Below are 23,881 nucleotides of genomic sequence, written 5' to 3'. Positions count from 1 at the left end.
GAGCGCCGTCCTTAGGGTCTTTCAGTGCGGGTTGGGGCGCCGGACGGGTCTCCGGGACGCCACTGCGGGGTACGCAGGGGCCGCAGCGAGTGCGGCGGGTCACAATGTTTCTCCCACCCTAGACTCCGACTCCGGGGGGGCATTATGTGCAGTGGCACAGATCGTCGGGTGCGAAATCGGATGATCCCACAGGCATGAGGACCACGAGGAATCAACAGATTCCCTGTGGTCAACGCGGTAATCTTGAGGAAACGCGTGGGCAATCTTGATCCAATCCAGTGACTAATCGGTGGAAACGCTTGCATCTGCGGCGCTATATTCCTTCTACGGCTGGGAACCGTGCCGGCAGCACCTCGTTTGCCGGCATGTTGCACTGTTGGCCAGCCAGCTGGCCGGTGTGCGGCAAACCACATTGGCATCAATAACGCAGAGGACGCGGTCTCACCTTTGATGGGTGGGGACCGTATGTCGCTTATAGGCCGCAGCAAAGAGTTGGACCGGATCCTTTCTGTGATCCGGGGGCCCAAGGATTCCGCCCTTGCCGTGATCGGCCGGCGCGGATCGGGCAAGTCTGCCTTGCTGTCCGAGATTCCCACTCTTTCCGAGTACCGGACCGTTTTCCTGCAGGCCAGCGCCGCCGAATCGGATTGGCCGCTGTCCGGGCTGACCGCGCTGCTCAACGGCATCGACGACCCGGTCCTGAACCGCATCGCAGATGAACTCCTCCGCGATACAGCCGGCACCATGAACGTCCCCATCGTCTCCGCGATGCTCTTGAACGGCCTGCAGCAGCGTTCCTCAGCCCGGACAGTGATTGTGATCGATGACGCGGACCAGCTGGATTCCAGCAGCCAGGCCGTCATCGGGTTCCTTTCCCGCCGGTTGGCCGCAACGGACATCGCCCTCTTCGTCAGCGTCCGTGAAGAAGTGCCGGACAGCCCCTTCACCGGTCTTGCCGTCCTGCCGTTGGGTCCCCTCAGCTACAGCGACACCGTCAGGTTGCTGGAGGCCATTCCGGCGAAGCAAACCACGACGGCGGCCGCCCACACGGTTGCCGCGGCTACAGGCGGGAACCCGCTCGCCGCCGTCGAGCTTTACCGCCGGCTGCTGGAACGGCAGGCGGAAGGCAAGCACGCGCTGCCGGTCCCGCTGCCCTGCAAAGGCAGCTTCGAGGCGGAGTTCGCCGCCGTCGTCGGCGGGATCAGCCGCAGCGCGCGCAACGTGCTGGACCTGCTGTCCCTCTCCTACCGCAGCGATATCCCCAGCCTGGAAAAGGTCAGCCCTGATATTTGGGCCGGGGTGGATGAGCTCCTCGCCAGCGGCCTGGTGAACCGTTCCGGGCACCACCTGCGCATCCGGGACCAGCTGCTGCGCGGCTTCGTTTTCTCAGCCATGACCCCCGCTGTCCGCACGGCAAGCCACCGGACCCTGGCCGAAGCGTCGGAGGCCACCGATCCCTACGCCCGGCGGTGGCACCTCAGCTTCACCGCCCTGGAGCGCCAGACCCCGTTCGGCCTGTTGCGCCACGCCGTGGACCTGATCCGGGGCGGGGAGATCTCCTTCGCCGTCGAATACATCGAGCGGGCCCTCACCATCAACCCGTGGGAGGCCGAAACAGCCTCGCGCCTTGCCACCGTCGCCGAACTGCTGTTTAACCGCGGCGAATTTGTTTATGCCAAGCGCTACCTCGAGTGGGCCCAACGGGTCACCCGCAATCCCGCGCTGATCCTGCGGCTCACCGGCCTGTCCTTCCAGATCCAGTTCATCCAGGGCGCGGCGGTGCGCTCCAGCATGGTGCTGCGGCTGGTGAGGGAATTCGGCCGCCACGATCCGGGATACGCCGCCAGCCTGCTGGCCGTTGGCGCCCTGTACTACGCCGAACGCTGGGAACTCCGCGACGCCGCCGAACTCCTCCGGCAAGGCGCCGAGTTCCAGGACTCGGCATCCGCCGGGGTGCTTGCCATTTCGGAGCGGGCGAGGATGCTGGCAGACTCCATCAGCGGCAATACCGGGACGCTGAGCCGGAAGCACGAACCGGCGGGCAGCGCCCGGATGGCAAGCCTGCTGATCCAGGGCCGCGCCCTGAGCTACGCAGAACGGTACGACCACGCGCAGGAAGCCTTCGCCATGGTCCGCAGTTCCGTTGAGGCAAGCAACACCAACTGGCGGGAAACCGCAGCGTTCCTTGCGGTGGACAACGAAATCCGGGCCGGCAACATCCGCGCCGCCATCAAGCTCATCGACGACATCGAACGCCACGAACCTGAAGTGAAGTTCCACCGTGGCCTGCGGCACCTCTACCGCGAGTGGCGGGCCCACGCGCTGGGCGACGAGGCCCTGGCCCATGTCCACGCCGCCGAGGCACAGCGCTACGCCGGTTCGGAAAGCCACGCTGCGACCACCGCTCAGCTCGCCTCGGTCCGCGGCCATTTTGCCCTGCTCCGCGGCGACCTGGCGGAGGCTTTTGCCCAGTTATCCCGCGCTACGGAAATCGGCCTGGGGTTCGGGAATCCAACATTGCTCCGGTGTGAGGCTGACCTGGTGGAAGTCCTCATCCGCATGGGCCGCCACCGCGAGGCCACGCACGCGCTGATGATCCTGGAAGGCCGTTCCGTGGGCCTGCGGTCGCCCTGGCTGGCGATCGCTGTGGCCCGCAGCCGCGCCATGCTTGCCGACGGCGAGCAGTCACTGAATCTTTTTACCCAGGCGCTCGAAGGCCGGGCCGCGCTTGAATCCGTGCTCGAATGCGCCCGGACCCTGATGTGCTACGCCGAAAGGCTGAGCGCTTTCGGCCGGTTGCGGGATGCCCGCGACGCCCTGCTGCGCGCCAAGGTGATGTTCGATGAGGCCGGGGCCGACGCCTGGACCCAGCATGTGGACGCGCTGCTGCTCGACGAACGGGTGGAGCCGGCCAAACCGCAGGGCAACCCGGCCATGAGGCTGCTCGCGGACCACGAACGCGCCCTGGCGAAAATGGTGGCGCGCGGGATGCGGAACAAGGAGATAGCGGCCACGTTGTACGTGTCGGTCCGGACCGTGGAGGTGCGCCTCACGGCCATCTACCGCAAGCTCGGCGTGGAGTCGCGCGCCCAGCTGACAGCCCTGGCCGCCGGCAAGGAAAACCTTGCGCCGGAGCCGTACGTCCTGCCCGTCCTCTAGGCCTTTTTCCGGCCGTTTTGCAGGTACCCGCAGTATCCACAGCGTTACCTCCCGGGACCCACAAAAGCCTCCTTGAACCCGCGTTTCCCCAGGCTTTTCCCAGCTAATTTTTCCTCATGGCCAACTCAAAAGGCGGATACGCCGGAAAGGTTCACTATGGCAGAAATACCAGTAGCCCGAACCGGACGTGCAGCTTTTAGCTGGCCTGTTGCGTCGGTTGCTGCACAGCGGACGTCAACTCCGCGGTTGGCGGCGGCGGAAACCGCAGGAACCCGGATTCTGCGGCCGCCAACCAGCGGTCCCGCCCTCGGCGTGGCGAAGGCCACCGGACGGAAAGCTGCAGCAGCGTGGATCTCGACGCACCTGAACCTGATCCGCGGCGCCGACACGGTCCTGGTGGTGGCCGCCGTCTACCTCGGCTACGTGGTGACGGGCGCGGCGCCGGACAGCCTGGCGAACCGGGCCGCCACCGTGACGGCCATGGGTGTGGCGGTGGCCTGGCTGGTGGCGCTGGAAATGTACCGGACCAGGGACTCCAAGGTCCTGGGCATCGGTGCCGACGAATACAAGCGGGTTGCCTCGGCCACTGTGCGGATCTTCGGCCTGATGGCCATCGCAGCCGTGGTTTTCTCCGTCGACGGGGCCGACGCCTTCGTCACCGTTTCCCTGCCGCTGGGGCTCGCCGCCCTGACCCTGAACCGGTGGGTGTTCCGCCGCAGGCTCACGGCAGAAAAGGCCAAGGGCCGGCATCTTTCCCGGGCCATCGTTGTGGGGGACCCCGAGGACGTCCGCTACGTGGTGCAGCAGGTCCGCAGGAAGTCCGGAGCCGTTTACGACATCCTGGGTGTCTGCCTCCCCGGGGCCCGCCGTGGCGGGATCTTCCGGGTCGAGGACAGCACGGTCCCGGTCCTTTCCTCGACCGATGACATTGCCCGGACGGTCCGGCTGTCCGACGCGGACTCGGTGATTGTCGCCGGTCCCCTGCCGGGCGGCAACCGGTTCATCCGTGAACTGGGTTGGAAGCTTGAGGAGTCATCAGCGGAGCTGATCCTCGCGGCAACCCTGACCAACGTTGCGGGCCCCCGCATCCACTGGCGGCCCGTCGAGGGACTGCCCCTGATGCACGTGGACATCCCGCAGTATTCCGGGGCCAAGCATGTGCTCAAGCGGGCCATGGACGCCGCCGCCGCGCTGGGCGCCCTCCTGGCCCTCTCCCCCATCCTGCTGGCACTGGCACTTATTGTGCGGTTGGACAGCCCCGGGCCGGTGCTGTTCCGACAGGAGCGGATCGGCAAGGACGGCAAGGTGTTCGGCATGTTCAAGTTCCGCTCCATGGTGGTGGACGCCGAGGCCCGGCTGGCTGACCTTGGCCAGCAGAACGAGGGTGCGGGTGTGCTGTTCAAGATGCGGGACGATCCCCGGGTGACCCGTTGCGGACGGTGGATGCGCAAGTACTCGCTGGACGAGCTGCCGCAGCTGTGGAACGTGGTGCTCGGCGACATGAGCATGGTGGGTCCCCGCCCGCCGCTGGACCGGGAAGTAGGGGCCTACGAGCACCACACCCGGCGCCGGCTGCTGATCAAGCCCGGCATCACCGGCCTGTGGCAGATCAACGGACGCTCGGACCTCGCCTGGGATGAAGCCGTCCGGCTTGACCTGTACTACGTCGAAAACTGGTCCATCGCCGGTGACCTCCTTATTCTTTGGCGGACTTTCCGGGCAGTGATCCGGCCGTCCGGCGCTTACTAACAATCCATCTCCGGGAAAGAAACCGCCATGACCGCAGCTGCTACCCCATCACCAGCCCCCGCCCACCGGCAGCAGGGCAGGAAACTCCGGATCGCCGTCGTTGGCGCCGGCTACTGGGGACCGAACCTGGCCCGCAACCTGCAGGCGAGCCCCGACTGGGACCTGGTGGCCATCTGCGACCTGGACCTTGCGCGGGCCCGGAAACTCGCCGCGTCGCTGGGCGAGATCCCCGTGGTGGAAAGCCTGGACGAGCTGCTGGACACATTCGACGTGGATGCCGTGGCCATCGCGACGCCGGCGCGCACCCACTATGGGACCGTGATGACGGCGCTGCGGGCCGGCAAGCACGTCCTGGTGGAAAAGCCCCTCGCGGACAGCCGGGCCCACGGGGTGGAAATGGTGGAGACCGCGGAGGCGAACGGCCTGGTGCTGATGGCCGACCACACCTATTGCTACACACCTGCCGTGCTTAAGATGCAGGAACTGGTGCAGAGCGGCTCCCTGGGGGACATCCTGTACGTGGATTCCACGCGCATCAATCTGGGACTGGTCCAGCCGGACGTGGACGTGTTCTGGGACCTGGCGCCGCATGACCTGTCCATCCTGGACTTCATCCTGCCGGGCGGACTGAACCCCAGTGAAGTCTCGGCGTTCGGAGCCGATCCGCTGGGCACCGGCCGTGACTGCGTGGGACACCTGAACTTCCGCCTCGCCAATGATGCCACCGCCCACGTGCACGTCAATTGGCTCAGCCCCACCAAGATCCGGCAAATGGTGATTGGCGGCTCCCAGCGCACGCTGGTCTGGGACGACCTCAACCCGCAGCAGCGGCTCAGTGTCTATGACCGCGGCGTAAGCCTTGACCGGCAGCCGCAGTCCATCGGTGAAAAAACGTCCACGGCGGTATCCTACCGGCTCGGTGACACCTGGTCCCCGGCGCTTCCGGAGCGCGAAGCCCTCTCGCAGGTGGTGGAGGAACTTGCCACCTGCATCCGCAGCGGCCGCCCGGCCCGCACCGGCGGCGCCTCCGGGCTCCGGGTCCTGTCCGTACTCGAAGCGGTAACCAGGAGCCTGAGCCGGTCCGGCCAGGCATCACAGGTTGAGGGGTCCGCCCTGGCGGATGCCGGCGCGGAGCGTGCCCGGTGACCAATCTTGAGGGTGCGGATGTCCTGGTGACAGGCGGCGCGGGCACCATCGGATCAACCCTGGTGGACCAGCTGCTGGCGGCCGGGGTGGGCCGGGTGGACGTTCTGGACAACCTGGTGCGCGGCCGCCGGGCCAACCTCTCCGGCGCCTTGTCCTCCGGCCAGGTGGAGCTCGTGGAGGGCACTATCTCGGACCGGGACCTGGTGCATGACCTGAGCCGGGGCAAGGACCTGGTGTTCCATCAGGCCGCCATCCGGATCACGCAGTGTGCCGAGGAGCCGCGCCTGGCCCTGGAAGTCCTGGTGGACGGCTCCTTCAACGTGATGGAGGCCGCCGCGGAACACAAGGTGGACAAACTCGTGGCCGCCTCCAGTGCTTCCGTCTACGGGATGGCGGAGGAGTTCCCCACCACCGAACGGCACCACCACGCCAACAACGACACGTTCTACGGTGCCGCCAAATCCTTCAACGAGGGCATGGCCAGGAGCTTCAGCGCCATGACCGGACTGAACTGCGTGATGCTTCGCTACTTCAACGTCTACGGCCCCCGAATGGACGTCCACGGCCTGTACACGGAGGTCCTGGTGCGTTGGATGGAGCGGATCAAGGACGGCAGGCCGCCGCTGATTTTCGGCGACGGCCAACAGACCATGGACTTCATCCACACCGCGGACGTGGCCCGGGCCAACGTTCTAGCGGCCGGAAGCGGCGTCACCACCGGCGTCTACAACGTGGCGAGCGGAACTGAAACGAGCCTCCTGGAAATGGCCCAGGCGCTGCTGCGGGCCATGGACTCCGGCCTGGCCGTGGAACATGGCCCCGAACGCCAGGTCAACGGCGTGGTGCGCCGGCTGGCCGACACGACAGCCGCAGCACGCGACCTGGGCTTCAAAGCCGAAGTGGAGCTGGAAGAGGGCCTTCGCGGCCTGGTCGCGTGGTGGGCCCCGCTCCGGGACGAAATCGCCGCAGCAAGGAAGGCAGGGTTGTCATGAGCCAGGAAGCAGTCCTCGCGCGGATCAACGTGATGAAGCCCCTGCTGGGCGAAGAGGAAGCGAAGGCCCTGGCCGACGTGGTGGCATCCGGCTGGGTGGCCCAGGGACCCAAAGTCAAGGAGTTCGAAACCCTTTTCGCTGCCGGGCAAAGCGTCCGCCATGCGGTGGCAACCTCCAGCTGCACCACGGCGCTGCACCTGGCCCTGGTCGTGGCCGGGATCGGGCCGGGCGACGATGTCCTGGTCCCGTCACTGTCCTTCATTGCCACCGCGAACGCCGTCACGTATGTGGGAGCGCGGCCGGTCTTTTGTGACGTTGATCCGGCCACAGGCAACGTCACGGCCGAAACCATCCACGCCGCCCTCACCCTGGACACCCGCGCGGTGATTGTGGTGGACCAGGGTGGGGTACCACTGGACCTTGACCCCATCAGGGAGCTCTGCGACAGGCACGAAATCACCGTCATCGAGGACGCAGCCTGCGCGGTGGGTTCCACGTACAAGGGAAAACCCGTGGGCACCCGCGCGGACATCGCGGTGTGGTCGTTCCATCCCCGGAAAATCCTCACTACCGGCGAGGGTGGCATGCTGACCACCAACCGGGCCGACTGGGCGGCCAGGGCACGGACCCTGCGGGAGCATTCCATGAGCGTGTCCGCCACCGACCGGCACGGCTCCGTCCTGGCCCCGCCGGAGGTTTACCTTGAAGTGGGCTTCAACTACAGGATGACGGACCTGCAGGCGGCCGTCGGCATCGTCCAACTCGGCCGGCTGCCCGAAATCCTGCAGCGGCGCCGTGACATCGCTTCCCGTTACGTGGCCGGGCTGGCGGGCCTGCGGGGACTGCGGCTGGTCTCCGATCCGCCCTACGGCACCACTAATTACCAGTCCTTCTGGATCGAGGTCCTGCCCTCCTTCGCCACCAGCCGGGAGGGGCTGATGGAAAAGCTGGCTGATGCCGGGATTTCTGCACGGCGCGGCATCATGGCCGCGCACCGCCAGCCGGCCTACCGCTGGCGGGACGGAGGCAACGCCAGCCTGCAGCACACGGAACGGCTAAATGACAGGACACTGATCCTGCCTGTCTTCCATGACCTCAGCGACGAAGGACTCGGCCGCATTATCAGCACCATCCGGGCGGCGGCCACATGAGCGAGCTGATTCTGATCGCTGCCAGCGGCCTGGCCCGGGAGGTCCTGGCCATGGTGCGCAGCAGCGGGCAGTACGACGTCGTTGGGCTCCTGGACGATGACCGGGAAATGGCGGGCGTTACCGTGGATGGCGCGCCGGTCCTTGGAACCATCGACGAGGCAGCAAAATACACCCATGCCTTTGTGCTGGTGTGCATCGGTTCGGGAAGGGCCAGGGAGGCGGTGGTGGACCGGCTTACCGCCATGGGCCTCAACGAGGCCCGCTACGCCACCGCCATCGACCCGTCGGTGCAGTATCCCGAAGACTGCAGGATCGGCCGGGGCAGCATTTTGCTGCGCAACGTCACCCTCACCGCCGCTGTCACCCTGGGTTCACATGTGGTGGTGATGCCGTCTGTGACGTTTACGCACGACGACGACGTGGCAGACTTCGCCACGTTTGCCGCCGGCGTGTCCCTGGGCGGCGGCGTCCGGGTGGGCCGGGCAGCCTACCTCGGTATGAATTCCAGCGTCCGGGAACGGGTTTCCGTGGGTGCGTACGCAACTGTGGGGATGGGCGCCGCTGTCCTCAGCAACGTACCCGACGGCGAAACGTGGGTGGGTGTGCCCGCCCGGGAAATCGACAAGGACAGTTTCCTGTTCAAGGGGGCACCGTGAGCGCGGGATTGGAAGTCTCGGCGCCGGCAATCGTTCCGTTGGTGGACCTGGCCGCGCAGCAGGCGGAGGTCCACGACGTCGTAATGGCCGAACTGGCCGGGGTGTTTGCGACGGCCGCGTTTGTGGGCGGCACAGCCGTGGCGGACTTTGAGTCCGGCTACGCCCGATTTACGGGTGCCCGGCACTGCGTAGGCGTCGCCAACGGCACCGAGGCCCTTGAGCTGGCCCTGCGGGCAGGTGGCGTGGGGCCAGGCGGCGAAGTCATCCTGCCGGCCAATACGTTCATTGCCACAGCGGAGGCTGTCAGCAGGATCGGGGCGGTTCCCGTCCCCGTGGATGTGGACGCCCGCTACCTCCTGATGGACCCGGCCGCCGCGGCTGCCGCCGTGACGGGACGCACCCAGGCCATCGTCCCTGTCCATCTCTTCGGGCAGACGGCGTTTGTGGAACAGCTGCTTCCCGTCGCCGCGTCGTGCGGGGCGGTGATCATTGAGGACGCCGCCCAGGCCCAGGGCGCCACCCGGTTCGGCCGCTCCGCCGGCACGTTGGGGCTGGCCGCGGGCACAAGTTTCTATCCGGGAAAGAACCTCGGCGCTGCGGGTGACGCAGGCGGGGTCCTGACCAACGATCCGGACGTGGCCGCGCATGTCCGGCTGCTGGGCGCTCATGGAAGCTCCGTCAAGTACCGCCACGACGTGGTGGGGATCAACTCCCGCCTGGACACCGTCCAGGCGGTGGTGTTGAAAGCGAAACTGGCCCGGCTGCAGGAGTGGAACCTCCTGCGGCGTGCTGCAGCCGAGCGGTACGCGTGCCTGCTGGCCGACATCCCGGGTGTGGAACTGCCCGCGGAAGCGCCCGGCAACACCGACGTCTGGCATCTTTATGTGGTCCGGGTCCCGGACCGGGATACCGTGCTTGCCGGCCTGCTCGCCCGGGGGATCCAGGCCGGCATCCACTATCCCGTTCCCGTTCACTTGAGCGGTGCGTACGCGGGCGATGGCCGGGGGCCGGGGTCCTTTCCTGTCGCCGAGGAAGCCGCCGGCCGGATCCTGTCCCTCCCCCTGTTCCCGCACATCACGCCGGACCAGCAGGAGCGGGTGGCCGACGCCCTGAAAGCAGTCCGGAGCAGTCTATGACCGCCCCGGTGCAAGGGCCGGGAACGGCTTCGCCGGTTACCGCCAAAGCACCGGGAGCCTCTGCGGCCCTGGCGTGGAGCCTGCTCAATACCGGCGTTGCCAAGTTGGGAACCCTGGGGATCGGAATCCTGCTTGCCCGGATCCTTGGTCCGGATTCCTACGGCACTTTCGCGGTCGCCATGGTCGCGCTGCTTGCAGTCCTGACATTCAATGAGCTCGGCGTTAGCCTGGCGATCGTCCGCTGGCCGGGTGATCCCGCCGATATCGCACCTACGGTGACCACAATTTCAATCCTGAGCAGTTGCCTCTTTTGCCTGGCAGGGCTGTGGGCGGCACCCTGGTTTGCGGCTGCCATGGGCGATCCGGATGCCGCCGGCGTCGTTCGCCTGATGGTCTGCTGCGTCCCCATCAGTGGCGTCGTCGCAACACCTGCCGCTCTCCTGCAGCGCAGCTTTGACCAGAAAACAAAAATGGCCATCGACCAGGTGAATGTCTGGCTGGGCGCCGTTATATCCATCGTTCTCGCACTCGCGGGATTCGGGGCCATGAGCCTGGCCATCGGACGCCTGGCCGGAACTGTGGTTTCCGGCATCATGTTTGTGGTCAAGTCACCGCTGCCACTGCGTGCAGGCCTCGACAGGAAGCTTCTGAAGCCCCTGCTCGGGTTCGGCCTGCCGCTTGCCGGCACCAGCATCATCGTCTTTTGCCTGGGCTATTTTGATCAGCTGGTGATCGGCAATCTCCTCGGCCCCACCATGCTGGGCCTTTATGTCCTCGCCTTCAACCTGGCCAGCTGGCCGGTCTCCGTCCTGTCACAGCCGCTGCGAAGTGTTGCACCCGCTGCCCTGGCCCGGCTCCAGCACGACCCGCCGAGGATGCGGGCGACAGTCACCGCCCTGACAGGTGTCCTGACGGCCGTAACCTTCCCGGCCGTTACCCTGCTCGCAATCCAGGCCGGGCCCATTGTCCAGTTTGTGTATGGCGACGCCTGGGCAGGAGCCGCGGCCGCCCTTACCTGGCTCGCCATGTTGGCGGGCCTGCGTATTTTCTTTGAATTGATTTATGACTACCTGGTGGTGGTGGGTCTCACCGGTTCCATCCTCACTATCCAGGTGTGCTGGCTCGTGGCCCTGGTGCCGGCCCTCCTCCTGGGCGCTGCTGACGGGATTGCCGGGATTGCCAGGGCACAGTTCCTGGTTGCGGCAGCCGTGGTGCTTCCCATCTATCTGTGGCGGTTGCGGACGGCCGGTATCGGACCCGCCAGGATGCTGCGCCAAGGCTGGCTTCCGGCGCTTTGTTCAGCCTTGCTGTCCGGCTTCGCCATACTTGTGGACAGGGCCGGACTGCAACCGCCGTTCGCCCAACTCATTTCAGCGGCTGCGGCCATCGCTATGATGGCTGGCCTGCTGTGGATCAAACGTGCCGATATTTCGATGCTCAAGGCGATGGGACGGAGCGGGGGCCTTGACGACGACTAGTCAGAACAGGGAAACCTTCTGCCAGCTCGTTCGCAGCGCGGCAGCATTTGCGGATTCCGGAGCCTGGGAGCGCGCGGCAGTCCAGGCGCAGCTGGCTGCCCGCTTCGCGTGGACCGACCATGCAGGACTTTTCGCCAGCAAGGAACTTGAAGACCTCATCAGCCGGATCAGAACCTCCGTTCCGGCCGCGGTTGGGCGGCCGGAATCAGCGGCCCCGGGCCGGCAGGTGATTGTTCACGTGGCCACCCAGCTCTACGGCACGGGTGGCCATACCCAGTCCATCGCACGCTGGATTCGTGAAGATCCGCTGTCAAGCCACAAGCTGGTGCTCACGCGGCAGGGAATGGCGCAGATACCGGCCAAAGTCACGGCTCATCTCCCCGATTCCAGCGATGTGCTCCTGCTGGACCGTCGACCCGGGGGCCTGCTTAGACGGGCAGCGGCCCTGCGCCGGTTCGTCCGTGCCGCCGACGTGGTCATAGTCCACGCCCATCCGTACGATGTGGTGCCCGCCCTCGCCCTCGGGCTCGAGGGATCGCCGCCCGCGGTTTACGTGAACCACGCAGACCACGTCTTCTGGGTTGGTACATCCGCCGCCACCGTGACAATGAATCTGCGCCAAAGCGGCCGGGACCTGAGCGTCAGCCGGAGGGGAATAGCCCCTGAGCGGTGCATGGTGGCGAACCGGCCGCTTGAGCTGTCCCCTGCCGGGGGGCTTGACGGCTTCCAACGCTCGGCAGCCCGGTTGCGGCTTGGCGTGGCGGACGGCGAACTGCTGGTTGTTTCAGCGGCAGCAGGCAGTAAATACAGTGCGGTGGGCCAGGAATCCCTGATCGGGCTCTTCTCCGCCCTGATTCGGCACCGCCCCGAAATGCGGCTCCTGGTTGCCGGTCCGGCCGCCGAAGGCCAATGGTTGGAGGCTGCGGGGGCAAGCGGTGGCCGGATCCGGGCCCTCGGCCGGCTTCCCGAGGTGCAGGGCCTCCTGTCCGTTGCGGACGTTTACCTTGATTCCTATCCGTTTTCGTCGCTGACCTCCCTGCTGGAGGCCGGCGCGCATGGCCTGCCGCTGGTGACCTTCCGGGGCCACCCGGAAGAGTGTGCGGTACTTGGCTCCGATTCGCCCGGCATGGTCAAGGAGCTGTTCAGCCCGGCAACCGAGCAGGAGTTCATTGAGACCTTTGCGGCGCTGGCCGACTCTCCCGCGTTAAGGGCCGCCCGGGGTACAGCGAGCCGGGAGGCGGTTCTTGCCGGCCACAGTCCAGCTGCCTGGGCGGAGACGGTATCCGCCATCTACACCAAAGCCCGGGCTGCCGGTACGTCCGTCGTGACGGGGGCGACGCCTTGGCAGGACGGACCATTGGATCAGCTGGTAGGCATGATCCAAAGCAGGACAGGTTTTTCGGGCGTTGGAGCCGCAGCGGCCGACGTTCTCACCCTGCGCGGGCCTGCCGGGCGGATCCGGCACTGGTTGGCATTGCGGAAGTCCCAGCAGTTGGGGCCCTGGCGGCTGCTGCCGGAATGGGTCCGTGCCGGGATCGCAGATACCCGGCGCCGGCTCAGCCCGCCCGCATGGCAAACGGCGTTGCCCGCCGTCCACGATAGCCTGCTACCGCTGCGTCGACGCCAGGTCCGGTAAGAAGCCACGCACCGATGTCACCGTCGAACCCGAGAAGGACCTTCCGGCCGGCCAACGCACCTGCAACCTCGCCCACAGCGGCAAAGCCCGCATTTGTCACAACGACTGTACGGTCCAGTGGTTGTGATGCAACCAGCGGGACCAGTGACGCCTGATCCGCGGTCTCGAACCTGAACGTCACATTCCTGCGGGGCAGCTCCACGGCACAGCTGATGGCGGAAAGGCCTGCCCCAGCGGGCACTGCACTGATGACATACGCCTCGGCAAGATCCGCCGCGGAACAGATGGAATCGATGTCCCAGCGGATGTCGCCAAGTACAGTCGGGGCATCCGCCGGCGCACCGTTGCGGAGCCGGTGGGCGGCCAGTGATTCCCGAAGCCATCGATACCGCCATTTCTGGGTGCCCACCATACGTGCAAGGACTCCGGGGGCCTTCATCCGCGCCTGGACGGTGCCGCACGTGGTAACCACCGGCAACTGCTCCGGGTAAGCCTTGGCGATCCAGTCATGCGCTTCGGCCAGCAGGTCCACGTTGGTGGAGAGGCTGTTGTGGGTCAATGGAATCGGGGCCGCCGACACCCTCAGTCCCAGGGACCGCATGCGGACGCAGTACTCCACCGCATAGGCGTGCCATGAAAGGTCACGGACTTCAGCGAGCGGGTGGCGGAGGATTTGTTGCCGCCGGGCCATAAAAAGTACCTCGTCAAGGGTGTCCACATCGGTCAACCCCGAGAGGGGTTCGCCGGAAAAGACCACGCGGTCGCGGATCAGTCCAAGCTGCCTGCCGTCACGTGTTACTCCTGTTGCGCCGGCAATGCCCGTCGAGGTGTCACGCATAAGGAGCCCCGCCGCGGCCTCCAGAGCAACAAGGGAGTGGAGGAAGACGTCTTGGTGCACAAAGACCACCACGTCGTTGGCCGCCAGGCGCGCACCGTGATTGAGGGCGGCGCCGGCGGAAGGAAATTGACCGGCCGTATTGTCAACCGGCAGGTACTCGGTATCCGGCGCCGCAGGCAATCCCGAGTGCACAGACGCCGTCAGGCATTCCCTGAGCACGTCCGGACTATTGAAGACACAAATAATGGATACCGGTGTGCGTACTCCCACTTCAGTGCTTGGCAACATCAAGATCTCGCTCCTCATCCGGGTTTAGGGGTGCATCACCCGGAAGCGGCCATACCGGCCGCCGCTCAGGGATCGGGTCTGTTCGTGGGAGCTGCAGTACCACGGTTGAGGCTTTCTCATTCCTCGCAATGCGCCACAAAGCACCGGCGATGCCAAGCATCAGGAACAGGAATGCGCCGGCCATGGGAAAGCTCAAAGCGTCAAAGAAGGCAAACATCACTCCGGCAGCAGTGAGTGCTGAGGCTACAGCGATACTCAGCCTGGAAAGCAGCGGGTCCGTCAGGAGCGCCCGGGCGCGGAAACAGCAATAGAGGCCGCTGAGCATAAACAGCAGGAAGGTGAACAGCCCCAGGAAGCCGGAATCAATCAGCATAAGCAGGTACTCATTATCAAGGATCCTGTACTTGGGCAGGAACGTACCGAAACCGCGCCCCAGAATCCCGTTCCTGATGGCCAGTTCCAGCACAACTCCATAACTGTCAGTTCTGGATTGGGTACTTGAATCTCCGGAGAGCCCCTCGAACAGGCCGCGCACCGTTCCCACCATGCCCGGCACCAGGAAGTACACGGCGACGCCGGCGAACATGAACACAAGAAGTGCCCGGAGGCGTAAGGTCCTGGACCAACTCGGGAGCAGCACGATCAGAACAACGGCAACGCCTATGAACGTCGAACGTGAAACCGAAAGGGCAACTGCCGCCAGAATTATTCCCACACAGATCCAGCGGAAGATGCTCCTGCCTTTAAGTTCGTTCAGGGCAAGAGTCACGGCGATGGGAAGGGACATGCACAGCACCACGCCGTACTCGAGCGGGTGGGTCGCTGTACCGGCGGCGCGCAGGAAACCCGCCCTGAGATGGATGCTGTCAGCGGCAACTCCTTCGCTGAAGCCAGGGATGGAAATGGCGGAGACAAAAGACTGTCCTGTCACGAACTGGACAAGTCCCAGTGTGGCCATCGCCGTTCCCAGCAGCACAACCCGGTCCAGCAGGACCAGGAGTTTTCCGCGGTCAATCACTCCGTCGTTGGCTAGAAGGAAGAGACCGGCCCAACTCAGTGCCCGCAGCAACCCGGTGTCAGCAGCACGCGCCTCATCGGGGGCCAACCCGGCAAAGTTAGCGACGGCATAAGTGACCGCAACGGCACACAGGAACATAAACAGTGAACGGCGGGCCGGCTGACTTCCGCCAAAAAGCGGAAAGGGCCGCTGTACTTGTTGCCATCCCCACCACAACAGCGCTCCAAGAAACCACAAAAGACCGGGTCTGCCGATTGAACCAAGTGCCGAGATGGTCAGGTTGGACGGAATGGCGCAGCTCAGGATCATGCCAATCGTCAGCACATCCACTGCATCAAACCGCGCCGGGGGCCGGAGCGTAAGCCCCTGCCCGCGCGGGGTGCGCCGCCGGCCGTGCTGTTGACCGCTCATGGGTGTCTCCAGCGCGGTTTGTAAGCCGTGAGCCAGCGGTCAATCCGGCTGGCGGAAAATGCGGTGAGGGTCAGTCCCAGCAGTCCGATAACCAGGGCTGCCTTGGTGCGGCCCAGCTTGGTGCTTCCAAGGTCGACAACTACCGGGGCCGCCGGCGATGGTGTGACCTGGATGTAGCCTCCCGGTGGTACCCCCTTGCCCCCCTGCAGCCCCTGTGCTTCCAGTTCAACCGAGGTCATCACCTGGTCCAGGGTCTGGCGGACCTGCTGGGGGCTGGGTCCGACCACCTGGACGGCCAGCACCGGGCGGGAGAAGCTGACAGCCCATTGTGTTCCGGTATTCGGGAGGGTGATGGAGTATCCATTGCGGACACCGCTGCCGTAGAGCGTTGCGGTGGACGAGGGCAGCTCAACGGCGCTGCCCTCCTCCGAAATCCTTTGCTGGACAATTCCGGCGAAGTCAACGAGGGACGGAAGCGCCGCATCCGAACCACTGACGACAGAACCCCTGCCGGGTTCGACAAAAAGCAGCTCCACTGTTGTTCCGTAGGTTCGCCCAACTCCGGCGAGCAGAAACGCCGACATCGCCGTCAGGGACAGGCCCAAGACAACGACCGCCCATTTCCGCAAAGAGACCAGGCCCAGGACCCCGCCAATTGAGGCCGAAACCCGCGGGATCTCATTTGTCCTCACCCGTTGGTCCTAACCTTTGGCGTCGACCGTCAAACGGTCCTCGACCGGGGGGATGGCCGGTGGCGTGCGCGTGCCCGGTCCAGGTACGGCAGCGTCCACATGTTTGTGATTTCGTGCGCGTCGCAAGGTTCGCAGATCGGAAGCTGAGCCGTCCTTGACCGGCGCGCCGCGTCGCTCATCGCGGGCCAGCATCCGGCCATCAATAAAACCCGTCAGCAGGATGCTCAGTGCAAACCCGCCCGCCGCTGCGGTGGCCACTGACAGCGACTTCGATTTGGCGTCTTCCGTCGGAGTCTCATCCATCACCAACGTCATCAAACCAACACGCGACGGGGTTGGTACCCGCTGCTCATCCTGCATGGCTGTCAGCGTCTTTGGAACCAGAGCAACAACGTCTTCCAGGGCGGGAATGACCTGGCTCGGGTCATCCCCCTCCACTGTGACACGGATGATGGAGCCGCTGCTGCCCCGGTCTGGTTCGGTTACGAACGACATGCCAGGGTATAACTGGCCAAACGGCGGGGCAGTATCCGCTGTGGATACTTCAACTGCGAGGATGTCGAGTATCTGCCCCATCCCTGTCAAAAACAGGAATGGGTTCCCCTCAGGGCCCACCGTGGAAGTTGGCGGCATCAGGACCAGGCTCGCGTGGGCCCGGTATGTTGAAGGAAACGACTGCTTGACCACCAAGCAAAGCCCAACAGTCAACAGCAACAGTGCAGCAATGACGTACCATCGCCGCAACAGGCTCGAGATCATGTCGCGCAACCACATTATCCAATACCGCTTTCGATTAGATTTCCATTTGAAACGCAGCGATTGATCACCTGGCTCCAGCCGGCTAGGAATTTCTCCGGAGCAGGACCCGTGAACGAACACCGTCCGTAAGGGTTGCCCGCCAGACCCTGAGGCCATCGAGCCGCGACCGGCCGGAGGTGCCCTGGATTACTGTCTTGGCCAACCGGCGCAAGGATTCACGGATTTTCCGTCCCGGTGCGGAAATCGCGCGGTCCGCCAAAAGCTGGATTGGGGTGGGAATTTTTGCATCCTGACCCAGGACCGGAAATCGGTCCAGAAACCCTGTGGGTGAGATGCGTCGTCCGTGCACCCGGTTGCTGACATTGGTCCCATGGATCACCTGCAGCCAGGCAGGGTCACCCCGAAGGCGGACCACGGGCATGGAATATTTGAGGTGATTATGCCAATCCTCCCAACAGGTCCTGGCATCAGGCCAAGGCGCCAGCACGGAGCAGAATGCATTGTCCCGGTCTTCGTGCAGGTAGATTCCTTTGCTTGCGCTGATCAATCCCCGGGTGAGATAGATCGCCGTTGCACGATCAACCGGGCCCACCGCCTGAAGCCGCTCTACAAAATCGCATGCCAGTCCGTCATCGTTGTCCAGGTTTGTGGTTAGAAGCAGTTCTTTCGGTGATCCCAAGACTCCGGCAATATCGGACAGCAACTCACTTCGCGAGACTTCGCTCCGGAATATCGGCGAAAACACCGTGTCGGCGTTCAACTGCTTCATGCGGTCGATCAGCCACACGGGACTCGCGGGATCAAGATAGATAATCCATGCGGAGGGTTTTCGGCTTTGTCCACTCACCGAGGGCAGGCAATACTTTTCAAAGAGATCAGCACGCTCCAGGAGCCATCCACTCCTGGCTCGAACAATGCCCTCGTAGCCTTTTGACGGCAGATTAAAACGCGTGAGAAGAACGTGATCGACGTCCGGAGATCCAACCAGGTCCATACTTCACCGCAATTCGAGTTCCGCTGTGGCACAAATGGGTAACTCCCTGATTTGTTAAGCTATCGTTCAGGGATTGGACCCACCAGATCCGCGGGCTGGAAATGTGGGTAGCCACAGCAACACTGTCGCGTGCTGCCCTGTCCCAGGGTGCCCCTGCCGTTCATTGAACGGCGAAGGAGTCACTGCCTTCGAGGGCCCGGCGCACTGCGGGCACGTCGTCAATGTCGCCCAGGGTAAGCCGGGGGCTCTCTGCCAGCCGGCGCCACAGGAAATAGGTCCGGAAACCCACGCCCTTTCGTTCGTGCCGCGACTTGATGACATCCCGCCAGGTGCTGTACCCGAGCTTGAGCGTTGCAGCCAGGCCGCCAAACTGGCTGCACCGGAACACGAGCAGAGCCAAATGGCTGCCCAGCACAGGTATTAGAAGCAATGCCGGCGTATGGCAGTACTTGAACCGGAATTCACTCCGCCACCTGAGTTGACGCCGCAGCAGCGGTTTACGGTCCGCGTTGGGGCAGTGTGTGACCGGATCGGCGGAGCCGTGCCTGACAACCAGTCCAGCCGCCAGGAACCGAATGGCCAGGTCTGATTCCTCGCAGTAGAAGCCGTAGGATTCACGCAGGCCGCCGCAGGCGAGGACCGCATCCCGCCGGACAGCATGCGCGGCGCCGATGAAGGACCTGGCCAGTCCAATCGAGGGTCCGGCTGTTTCACCCTGCATAAGCACGCCATTCTCGGTGAATGGGACGGCAACAGCCCCGATCCGTTCGGAGCTGAAGTCATCGAGAGTTTGTTGAACCGTTTTCGGGGAAGTAAAAAAGGCATCATCGTCCAGGATAATAACAAAAGGAGTGGATGCCTCCCGGATGCAGATATTCCGGGCGGCTATAAGTCCAACATTGTTTTTTCCCGCAACGACCCTGACTGTCGGAAACTGCATTCGAACAATTTCCGCGGTCGCATCCGAGGATGCATCATCATAAACAATAATGGGAACTTTCGGCACCTGCATGAGTGCGCTTGAAATCAACCGGGTCAGGTCATCAACACGATTATATGTAGAAATACATAAACTTATGCTGTTCACGTAGTCCTCCAATCCAATATCGTCGGATATTTGCCGGGATTCTTCTCACCTGCCGGGAATCGTCAGAATCCGTCGGGGCTTTGTAGCCGCCAGGGTCTCAGTATTTTCCCGGATCTGCTCTACGAAGTCCTCGAGCCTATGGTTTGCTTCGACGTAAGCCCTTGCCCTGCGCCCTAGGACGGCCGCCGCTGCCGGGTCGTTGAGGACGTACTCGATGCCGGCCCTGAGGGCGGCAACATCGCCGGGCGGAACCAGAAGTCCGTTCTCTCCGTCCCGGATCACATCAATTTGGCCTCGTGTCCTGGACGCGATGACCGGGCGCCCAGCGGCCATCCCTTCGAGGATTACGTTCACCCCTGCATCGATGTCGGAGGGGAGCAAGGGCACAACCACCACTTTCGCCGCCGCATAGGATGCCCGGAGCTCGGCCGGTGTCAGGGGTCCAACCTCCAGATCCGCCAAATCTCCCAACTGACCACGGACGTCCTTCGTGGCCGTCCGGAGTCCGTCGTGGGTAACCACCAGGGATGCTGCAATTCGAACCGGAATTTTGAGTCCCCGGGCAGCCTCAACGAGCGTCTGGAAATCGCGCTCAGTGGACCCTGCCGAAAAGATGATGGTTTGCTCATCGCTGCCCGGATGATAGAACTCCTGGTCAACGGGGTGGTGGACCAGGACGATATCCTCCGGACTGAAACCGGAGTTTTCGATGGCGAGGGAGCGCTGGAGGGAACTCCAGGTGATGATGCGGTCGACGCCGGAGCGAAAGATCCTGAGCGGGATACGGACGGAAGGTTTCGACATCCAGAACATCAGTGCAAGGTGCGGGGTCCGCACCCGGAAGCAGGCAAAGAGGGCTGCAACGGCCACCGTATGCCGCTCGGACCACGTCACCACCACGTCATAAGACCTGCTCCGAAGAGCTGCCTCCATCGCCTGGGCCACAAAATATGGGAGGAACTTGTAGACGCGCCCACGCCAGCCCGCCATACCGGTCACCTCGAACTCGTCCAGAACGTCGCAGCCGAGGACCTCTTCCAGAAGCAGGCTGCGGGGCTCCTCGCCAGCCCGCTGCCGGATTGCCCGCTCCGCGTTGTCCGTGCGGGACCGTCCCCGGCTTTTCACCAGCAGGACCCTGGGAGCCTGCCCGGCTTCGTCTTTGCGCGGCCCGCTCGTCCCGTCCCGCGGCATCAGGAAGCCCTGCTGCTTTCATCGCGATGCCACCGCACGGCCCGTGAAGACCGTGGTTCCCCTCGTCCGGCCAGCGCAAAACAGGTGTAGACCAGTGCGTCCGCGGCCGATATCGGCCCACGGATGGAGCGGAGCAGTCCCTTCATCGTGTCCCGCGCACCGGACGGACCGGCTCCGGCCTGCTCGCTGTTCCCCCGGTAGACCCGCCGGAGGGTCCCCACGAGGGCCTTTGTGGACCGCGGCGTCCGAACGAGTACCGGATCGCAGTCGAGGACGCGTTTCTCGTCCGCCCGATATAGCCGGTCGATGTAATAGTCGTCGCCTGTGACCGCAGGAAACTCGCCGAGGACATCGTGTCCGCGTTCGCTGAGGCCGTAAACGCCCGCCCCCCAAAGCGCCGCCGACGTGCCGGGGATCCGGCTCCTCGCGCGATAGTAGGACCGCACAGCGTGGCTCGCTTCCCTGAAGTCGTATCGGAATGCCGGCCTGGCCGCGAACGGTGCGTCCTCGGAGGAAAGCTCCTCAAACGTAAGCCGGAGGGCTTCCTCGGAGATTTCTATGTCAGCGTCCAGGTAGATCCGTGGCCACAGCGTCGCCGCCCGGTCGCCGGCGTTGAGGGCCGCCACCTTCGACGGTTCCTGCACGCGGATGACTTCCACACCCGGAACGGATGATGCTGCAGCTTCGGTGCCATCGACGCAGCCGTTGCAGGCCACAATGACCTGGACGTTCCCGGTCCCGAGGGGCCGGGCAAGGCATGCCAACGTCCGCCTGATGACTGCCACTTCATTATGGGCGGGAATGATAACGGCGCCGCAGGGAAAATTTTCCGGCAGTCCGGGATCAGGGTACTGAACGGCGTGCGGAAGCATGGCCCATGTCCGTGAACGCAGAACAGCGTGCAAGGCCCGCCTGTGCGCAGGTTGCCAGGCCCTGGCAAGCTCCGCAAAGCCCACTATGACGTGAACGGAGGTCGAATACATTCCGTGCCCGTACTTCCGTGCGTACCGGACCCGGTTGACTGCCAGCAAGGCCGTGAGTGCTGGGGAACTTCCGGAGCCTCCCTCCCTGTGGCGCATTCGGGCGGCCGGTTCGAACCAGACCCCCGCACGACCGAGCCGAACGCGACGGAAAAAATCCGTTTCCTCCGAATAGAGGAAAAATTGTTCGTCCCAGCGTCCGACCAAAGCCGCCACGTCGGGCCTTATCAGCAAAGCCGCCCCGGTCGCCCAGTCCACGGGATGCGGATGAGTGTAACTGCCGTCGTCGTAAACAGTCTCTGACAGCCACCCGGGCCGGCCCTGGAACCTGCTGCCCAGCAAGGCATCACCCAGGGAGCGAAGCAGGCCCGGCTCCCTCCGCAGGGAACGGTGCAGCTCACCGGTTGCGTCAAGGAGTGCGGGGACCACAACGCCGGCCCCCGAGTCAGTCAGGCGTTGCCGCAGGGTCTTGATCGAACCCCGTTCCACCCAGAGATCCGGATTCAAAACGAGAATGCTGCCGGCTTCGCCAACCAACTCCATGGCCCGGTTGATGCCTCCGGCGTAGCCCAGATTGCCGCCCGTTGAAAACGAAAGCACGTCACTTTGAAGGGAGAGCACGTCCAATGTGGCAGGCGCCGGTGAGTTGTCCGCGACGATGACCTTGATGGACTGGTCCTCAGTCTCGCAGCGAAGGCTTGCCAGCAGCTGTGGCACGTCGGATTCGTTGTTGAACGTCACCACGATGACAGCAACGTCCGCATAGTCCGTCGCCGGTGTGAAACCGGGCAACCCGTTGTGTCCGGTCAGCGCGGGCCGATCCGGCTTCGTATTCCGGCTGGGCGGTTCACCGTGTGCAGACTTCATGTTTTGCTCCAAGCGCGCGGCACAATCACCTTCCGGCCTTACCTGGCGTCTGCACTGCCTGGCCGAAGGTGCCGGCTGCCCGGCACGTGGTTGTGGTGTTTGGATATTCTGTTACTGATGGCCGGCCGGGGATGGAACCGCGGCCCCGAACCCGGGGCAGCGTTCCGGCTAGCATCTGTAGTTCCCAACCGTAGGCTCGGCTACCCGCGTTCACTAGCCATGCAGGCCGACATTGTGGGAGTCCGCCTGAGCTTTGTGGTGCGGAGCTGCCGGAACAGCGGTTCTCTTTGCCTGCCCCTTGCCCCGGTAGCGGAAACTTCGAAGCTGGCTCTCCAGGACCGGCAAGGGCGGAAGTTCCCGGGCAGCTTCCAGTTCTTCCTGCCGGAGGGGCTCCCACTGGGCTATCTGTTGCAGGGCGCCGCCCGCATCACCGGACAACGGCAGAATCCTGCCTAAGCCGCGGCGCAGGATTTCCCGGGCAAAGTGTTCCTGGTGATCATCCACGTGCTCCCCTTGTCGAGCGGAACGCACCGCCAGCAAAGGAACGGCGCCGTTATCCAGCGCCTGCAGAACCGATCCGACCCCGGCGTGGCAGACAAACGCGTCAGAGTCCCGGATGAGCTGCCCCATCTGTTCCCAAGGCAACTCGCTGTGCGTTGTTCCAGGCACGTCGGCGCGCGAGGTCGCCCCAAGCTGCCACGTTACGGAGCAATCGTCGGGCAACACCGCCCTGACCGCATCGACCGCCCGGTCGAACCGGTAGGGCTGGATGGTCCCCAAACTGACAAACACGTTCCTGACGGCGGTGCGCCGCCCGCGTAACCGGGTGTCCCAGTTGTCCAGCACAGATCCAGAGTATTTCCACCTGTCATTCGCCCATCGTTCATACTGGGTATAGGTCTGGACGCCCGGAAAAAGTCGCAGGAGCCGCCCGGTGGCGGACGGGGCATGAGTTCTCGCGAGGCTCTCCACGTACAGGGCCTGGACTCCCATCCAGGCAGCGAGCGGCAGGAAGGAAACTGCCACGGCCGCCCCGGTGCTCACTACGTAGTGGTACGAACCACTGCGAAGAATCCTGTATGCGGCCAGGATCGTGTGCAACGTCCCCCATGCATCCCGGGTGCCTATTGACGGGATGAACTGCACATTGCGGCCTGACAGCATGGACCGGGCCTGGGGAGTATTGAAGGTGACCCACATGGACCTTGAGTCAAGCTCGGGATAGAGGTCTGCCATCTTTTTGAGTTCGGCCAGGTGCCCGCCACACGAGGAGACCCACAGAACACGCTTGTCAGGCGGGATCAGGTCGCCCAGGGTCCCGGTCATCGCCTTGCCAGCCCGGGACGTGGTGGAATAAACCGGGAAAATTTTCCGGGTGCAGACTTCATTTTCGGCTCCATTGTCGCGGTACAACCACGCAGCGGCGGGAATCGGGGTCTGCACTGCCCTTGTCCTGCCATCAGCACCGGCTCGCCGGTGCCTGTCTGTCGCGTTCAGGTAGTTGTTACCGGCGTCCCGCGGGTGGCGTATCCACCGTCATGCGGCCCGGAACCGGGAACCGCATGCCCTCAGGGCATCCGTACTTTTTAACCGTAGGCACCGTGATCCGGCGTTCCTAGCCGGAATCACGGTGCGTGTGGGTATCCGCACCAT

Annotated in this window: 18 protein-coding genes; 9 read left to right on the top strand and 9 right to left on the bottom strand. The window is 64.3% G+C overall.

Features of this window, described 5'->3' with window-relative positions; translation table 11 throughout:
• The first annotated feature begins 465 nt into the window (after positions 1-465).
• The 9 genes from QRN07_RS13675 (at position 466) to QRN07_RS13635 (ending at position 13,103) form a co-directional block, all read left to right on the top strand.
• On the top strand, positions 466-3,159 hold the full coding sequence (locus QRN07_RS13675) for an AAA family ATPase (RefSeq protein WP_056599332.1): 2,694 nt from the start codon (positions 466-468) through the stop codon (positions 3,157-3,159).
• A gap of 156 nt (positions 3,160-3,315) precedes the next feature.
• Positions 3,316-4,908, top strand: coding sequence for a sugar transferase (locus QRN07_RS13670; RefSeq protein ID WP_082484244.1), 1,593 nt, complete (start codon positions 3,316-3,318; stop codon positions 4,906-4,908).
• A 27-nt stretch (positions 4,909-4,935) separates the two neighbouring features.
• Positions 4,936-6,054 carry a Gfo/Idh/MocA family protein gene (locus QRN07_RS13665; protein WP_050683791.1) on the top strand — a complete coding sequence of 373 codons (1,119 nt, stop codon included), beginning with the start codon at positions 4,936-4,938 and terminating at the stop codon, positions 6,052-6,054.
• Positions 6,051-7,046 carry an NAD-dependent epimerase/dehydratase family protein gene (locus tag QRN07_RS13660; protein ID WP_050683790.1) on the top strand — a complete coding sequence of 332 codons (996 nt, stop codon included), beginning with the start codon at positions 6,051-6,053 and terminating at the stop codon, positions 7,044-7,046. Before QRN07_RS13665 ends, QRN07_RS13660 begins: the two co-directional genes overlap by 4 nt.
• Positions 7,043-8,197, top strand: coding sequence for a DegT/DnrJ/EryC1/StrS family aminotransferase (locus tag QRN07_RS13655; protein WP_050683789.1), 1,155 nt, complete (start codon positions 7,043-7,045; stop codon positions 8,195-8,197). The genes QRN07_RS13660 and QRN07_RS13655 overlap by 4 nt, the downstream gene beginning before the upstream one ends.
• Positions 8,194-8,853 (top strand): acetyltransferase, encoded by a 660-nt coding sequence (locus tag QRN07_RS13650; protein ID WP_050683788.1) that lies wholly within the window; start codon positions 8,194-8,196, stop codon positions 8,851-8,853. Before QRN07_RS13655 ends, QRN07_RS13650 begins: the two co-directional genes overlap by 4 nt.
• Positions 8,850-9,989, top strand: coding sequence for a DegT/DnrJ/EryC1/StrS family aminotransferase (locus QRN07_RS13645; protein WP_056599341.1), 1,140 nt, complete (start codon positions 8,850-8,852; stop codon positions 9,987-9,989). Before QRN07_RS13650 ends, QRN07_RS13645 begins: the two co-directional genes overlap by 4 nt.
• Positions 9,986-11,467 (top strand): oligosaccharide flippase family protein, encoded by a 1,482-nt coding sequence (locus QRN07_RS13640; RefSeq protein WP_056599343.1) that lies wholly within the window; start codon positions 9,986-9,988, stop codon positions 11,465-11,467. The genes QRN07_RS13645 and QRN07_RS13640 overlap by 4 nt, the downstream gene beginning before the upstream one ends.
• On the top strand, positions 11,454-13,103 hold the full coding sequence (locus QRN07_RS13635; RefSeq protein ID WP_050683785.1) for a glycosyltransferase: 1,650 nt from the start codon (positions 11,454-11,456) through the stop codon (positions 13,101-13,103). Before QRN07_RS13640 ends, QRN07_RS13635 begins: the two co-directional genes overlap by 14 nt.
• Here QRN07_RS13635 and QRN07_RS13630 read toward each other — a convergent pair.
• The 9 genes from QRN07_RS13630 to QRN07_RS13590 form a co-directional block, all read right to left on the bottom strand.
• The gene (locus QRN07_RS13630; protein WP_162242804.1) at positions 13,024-14,160 is read right to left on the bottom strand and encodes a glycosyltransferase family protein; all 1,137 of its coding nucleotides are present in this window, start codon (positions 14,158-14,160) and stop codon (positions 13,024-13,026) included. The two genes, QRN07_RS13635 and QRN07_RS13630, sit on opposite strands and share 80 nt — an antisense overlap.
• Positions 14,161-14,212: 52 nt before the next feature.
• Positions 14,213-15,577 carry an O-antigen ligase family protein gene (locus QRN07_RS13625; protein WP_162242805.1) on the bottom strand — a complete coding sequence of 455 codons (1,365 nt, stop codon included), beginning with the start codon at positions 15,575-15,577 and terminating at the stop codon, positions 14,213-14,215.
• 77 nt (positions 15,578-15,654) lie between these two features.
• A complete protein-coding gene (locus tag QRN07_RS13620; RefSeq protein ID WP_157370975.1) occupies positions 15,655-16,350 on the bottom strand; it encodes a hypothetical protein in 696 nt (231 codons plus the stop codon).
• Positions 16,351-16,359: 9 nt separating this feature from the next.
• Positions 16,360-17,118 (bottom strand): hypothetical protein, encoded by a 759-nt coding sequence (locus QRN07_RS13615; RefSeq protein ID WP_157370976.1) that lies wholly within the window; start codon positions 17,116-17,118, stop codon positions 16,360-16,362.
• A gap of 73 nt (positions 17,119-17,191) precedes the next feature.
• Positions 17,192-18,103, bottom strand: a complete 912-nt coding sequence (locus tag QRN07_RS13610; RefSeq protein WP_082178119.1) for a glycosyltransferase — start codon at positions 18,101-18,103, stop codon at positions 17,192-17,194.
• Between the two features lie 160 nt (positions 18,104-18,263).
• The gene (locus tag QRN07_RS13605) at positions 18,264-19,190 is read right to left on the bottom strand and encodes a glycosyltransferase family 2 protein (RefSeq protein ID WP_285241292.1); all 927 of its coding nucleotides are present in this window, start codon (positions 19,188-19,190) and stop codon (positions 18,264-18,266) included.
• Positions 19,191-19,235: 45 nt separating this feature from the next.
• On the bottom strand, positions 19,236-20,315 hold the full coding sequence (locus QRN07_RS13600) for a glycosyltransferase family 4 protein (protein WP_162242807.1): 1,080 nt from the start codon (positions 20,313-20,315) through the stop codon (positions 19,236-19,238).
• A 65-nt stretch (positions 20,316-20,380) separates the two neighbouring features.
• Positions 20,381-22,228, bottom strand: a complete 1,848-nt coding sequence (locus tag QRN07_RS13595) for a glycosyltransferase (RefSeq protein ID WP_285241291.1) — start codon at positions 22,226-22,228, stop codon at positions 20,381-20,383.
• A gap of 213 nt (positions 22,229-22,441) precedes the next feature.
• Positions 22,442-23,428 carry a glycosyltransferase gene (locus QRN07_RS13590; protein ID WP_285241290.1) on the bottom strand — a complete coding sequence of 329 codons (987 nt, stop codon included), beginning with the start codon at positions 23,426-23,428 and terminating at the stop codon, positions 22,442-22,444.
• Positions 23,429-23,881 lie beyond the last annotated feature (453 nt).

The sequence above is a fragment of the Pseudarthrobacter sp. MEB009 genome (genome assembly GCF_030208875.1).
In the GTDB taxonomy this organism is placed as follows: Bacteria; Actinomycetota; Actinomycetes; order Actinomycetales; family Micrococcaceae; genus Arthrobacter.
Note: the sequence above shows the minus strand (reverse complement) of the source record. Positions and strands in the feature narration are given on the sequence as shown.

Coding starts and splice junctions, on each gene's coding strand:
- QRN07_RS13655 (WP_050683789.1), top strand. CDS start 7,043: ATGAGCCAGGAAGCAGTCCTCGCGCGGATCAACGTGATGAAGCCCCTG.
- QRN07_RS13650 (WP_050683788.1), top strand. CDS start 8,194: ATGAGCGAGCTGATTCTGATCGCTGCCAGCGGCCTGGCCCGGGAGGTC.
- QRN07_RS13595 (WP_285241291.1), bottom strand. CDS start 22,228: ATGAAGTCTGCACACGGTGAACCGCCCAGCCGGAATACGAAGCCGGAT.
- QRN07_RS13590 (WP_285241290.1), bottom strand. CDS start 23,428: ATGTGGGTCACCTTCAATACTCCCCAGGCCCGGTCCATGCTGTCAGGC.
- QRN07_RS13670 (WP_082484244.1), top strand. CDS start 3,316: ATGGCAGAAATACCAGTAGCCCGAACCGGACGTGCAGCTTTTAGCTGG.
- QRN07_RS13640 (WP_056599343.1), top strand. CDS start 9,986: ATGACCGCCCCGGTGCAAGGGCCGGGAACGGCTTCGCCGGTTACCGCC.
- QRN07_RS13665 (WP_050683791.1), top strand. CDS start 4,936: ATGACCGCAGCTGCTACCCCATCACCAGCCCCCGCCCACCGGCAGCAG.
- QRN07_RS13610 (WP_082178119.1), bottom strand. CDS start 18,103: ATGGACCTGGTTGGATCTCCGGACGTCGATCACGTTCTTCTCACGCGT.
- QRN07_RS13675 (WP_056599332.1), top strand. CDS start 466: ATGTCGCTTATAGGCCGCAGCAAAGAGTTGGACCGGATCCTTTCTGTG.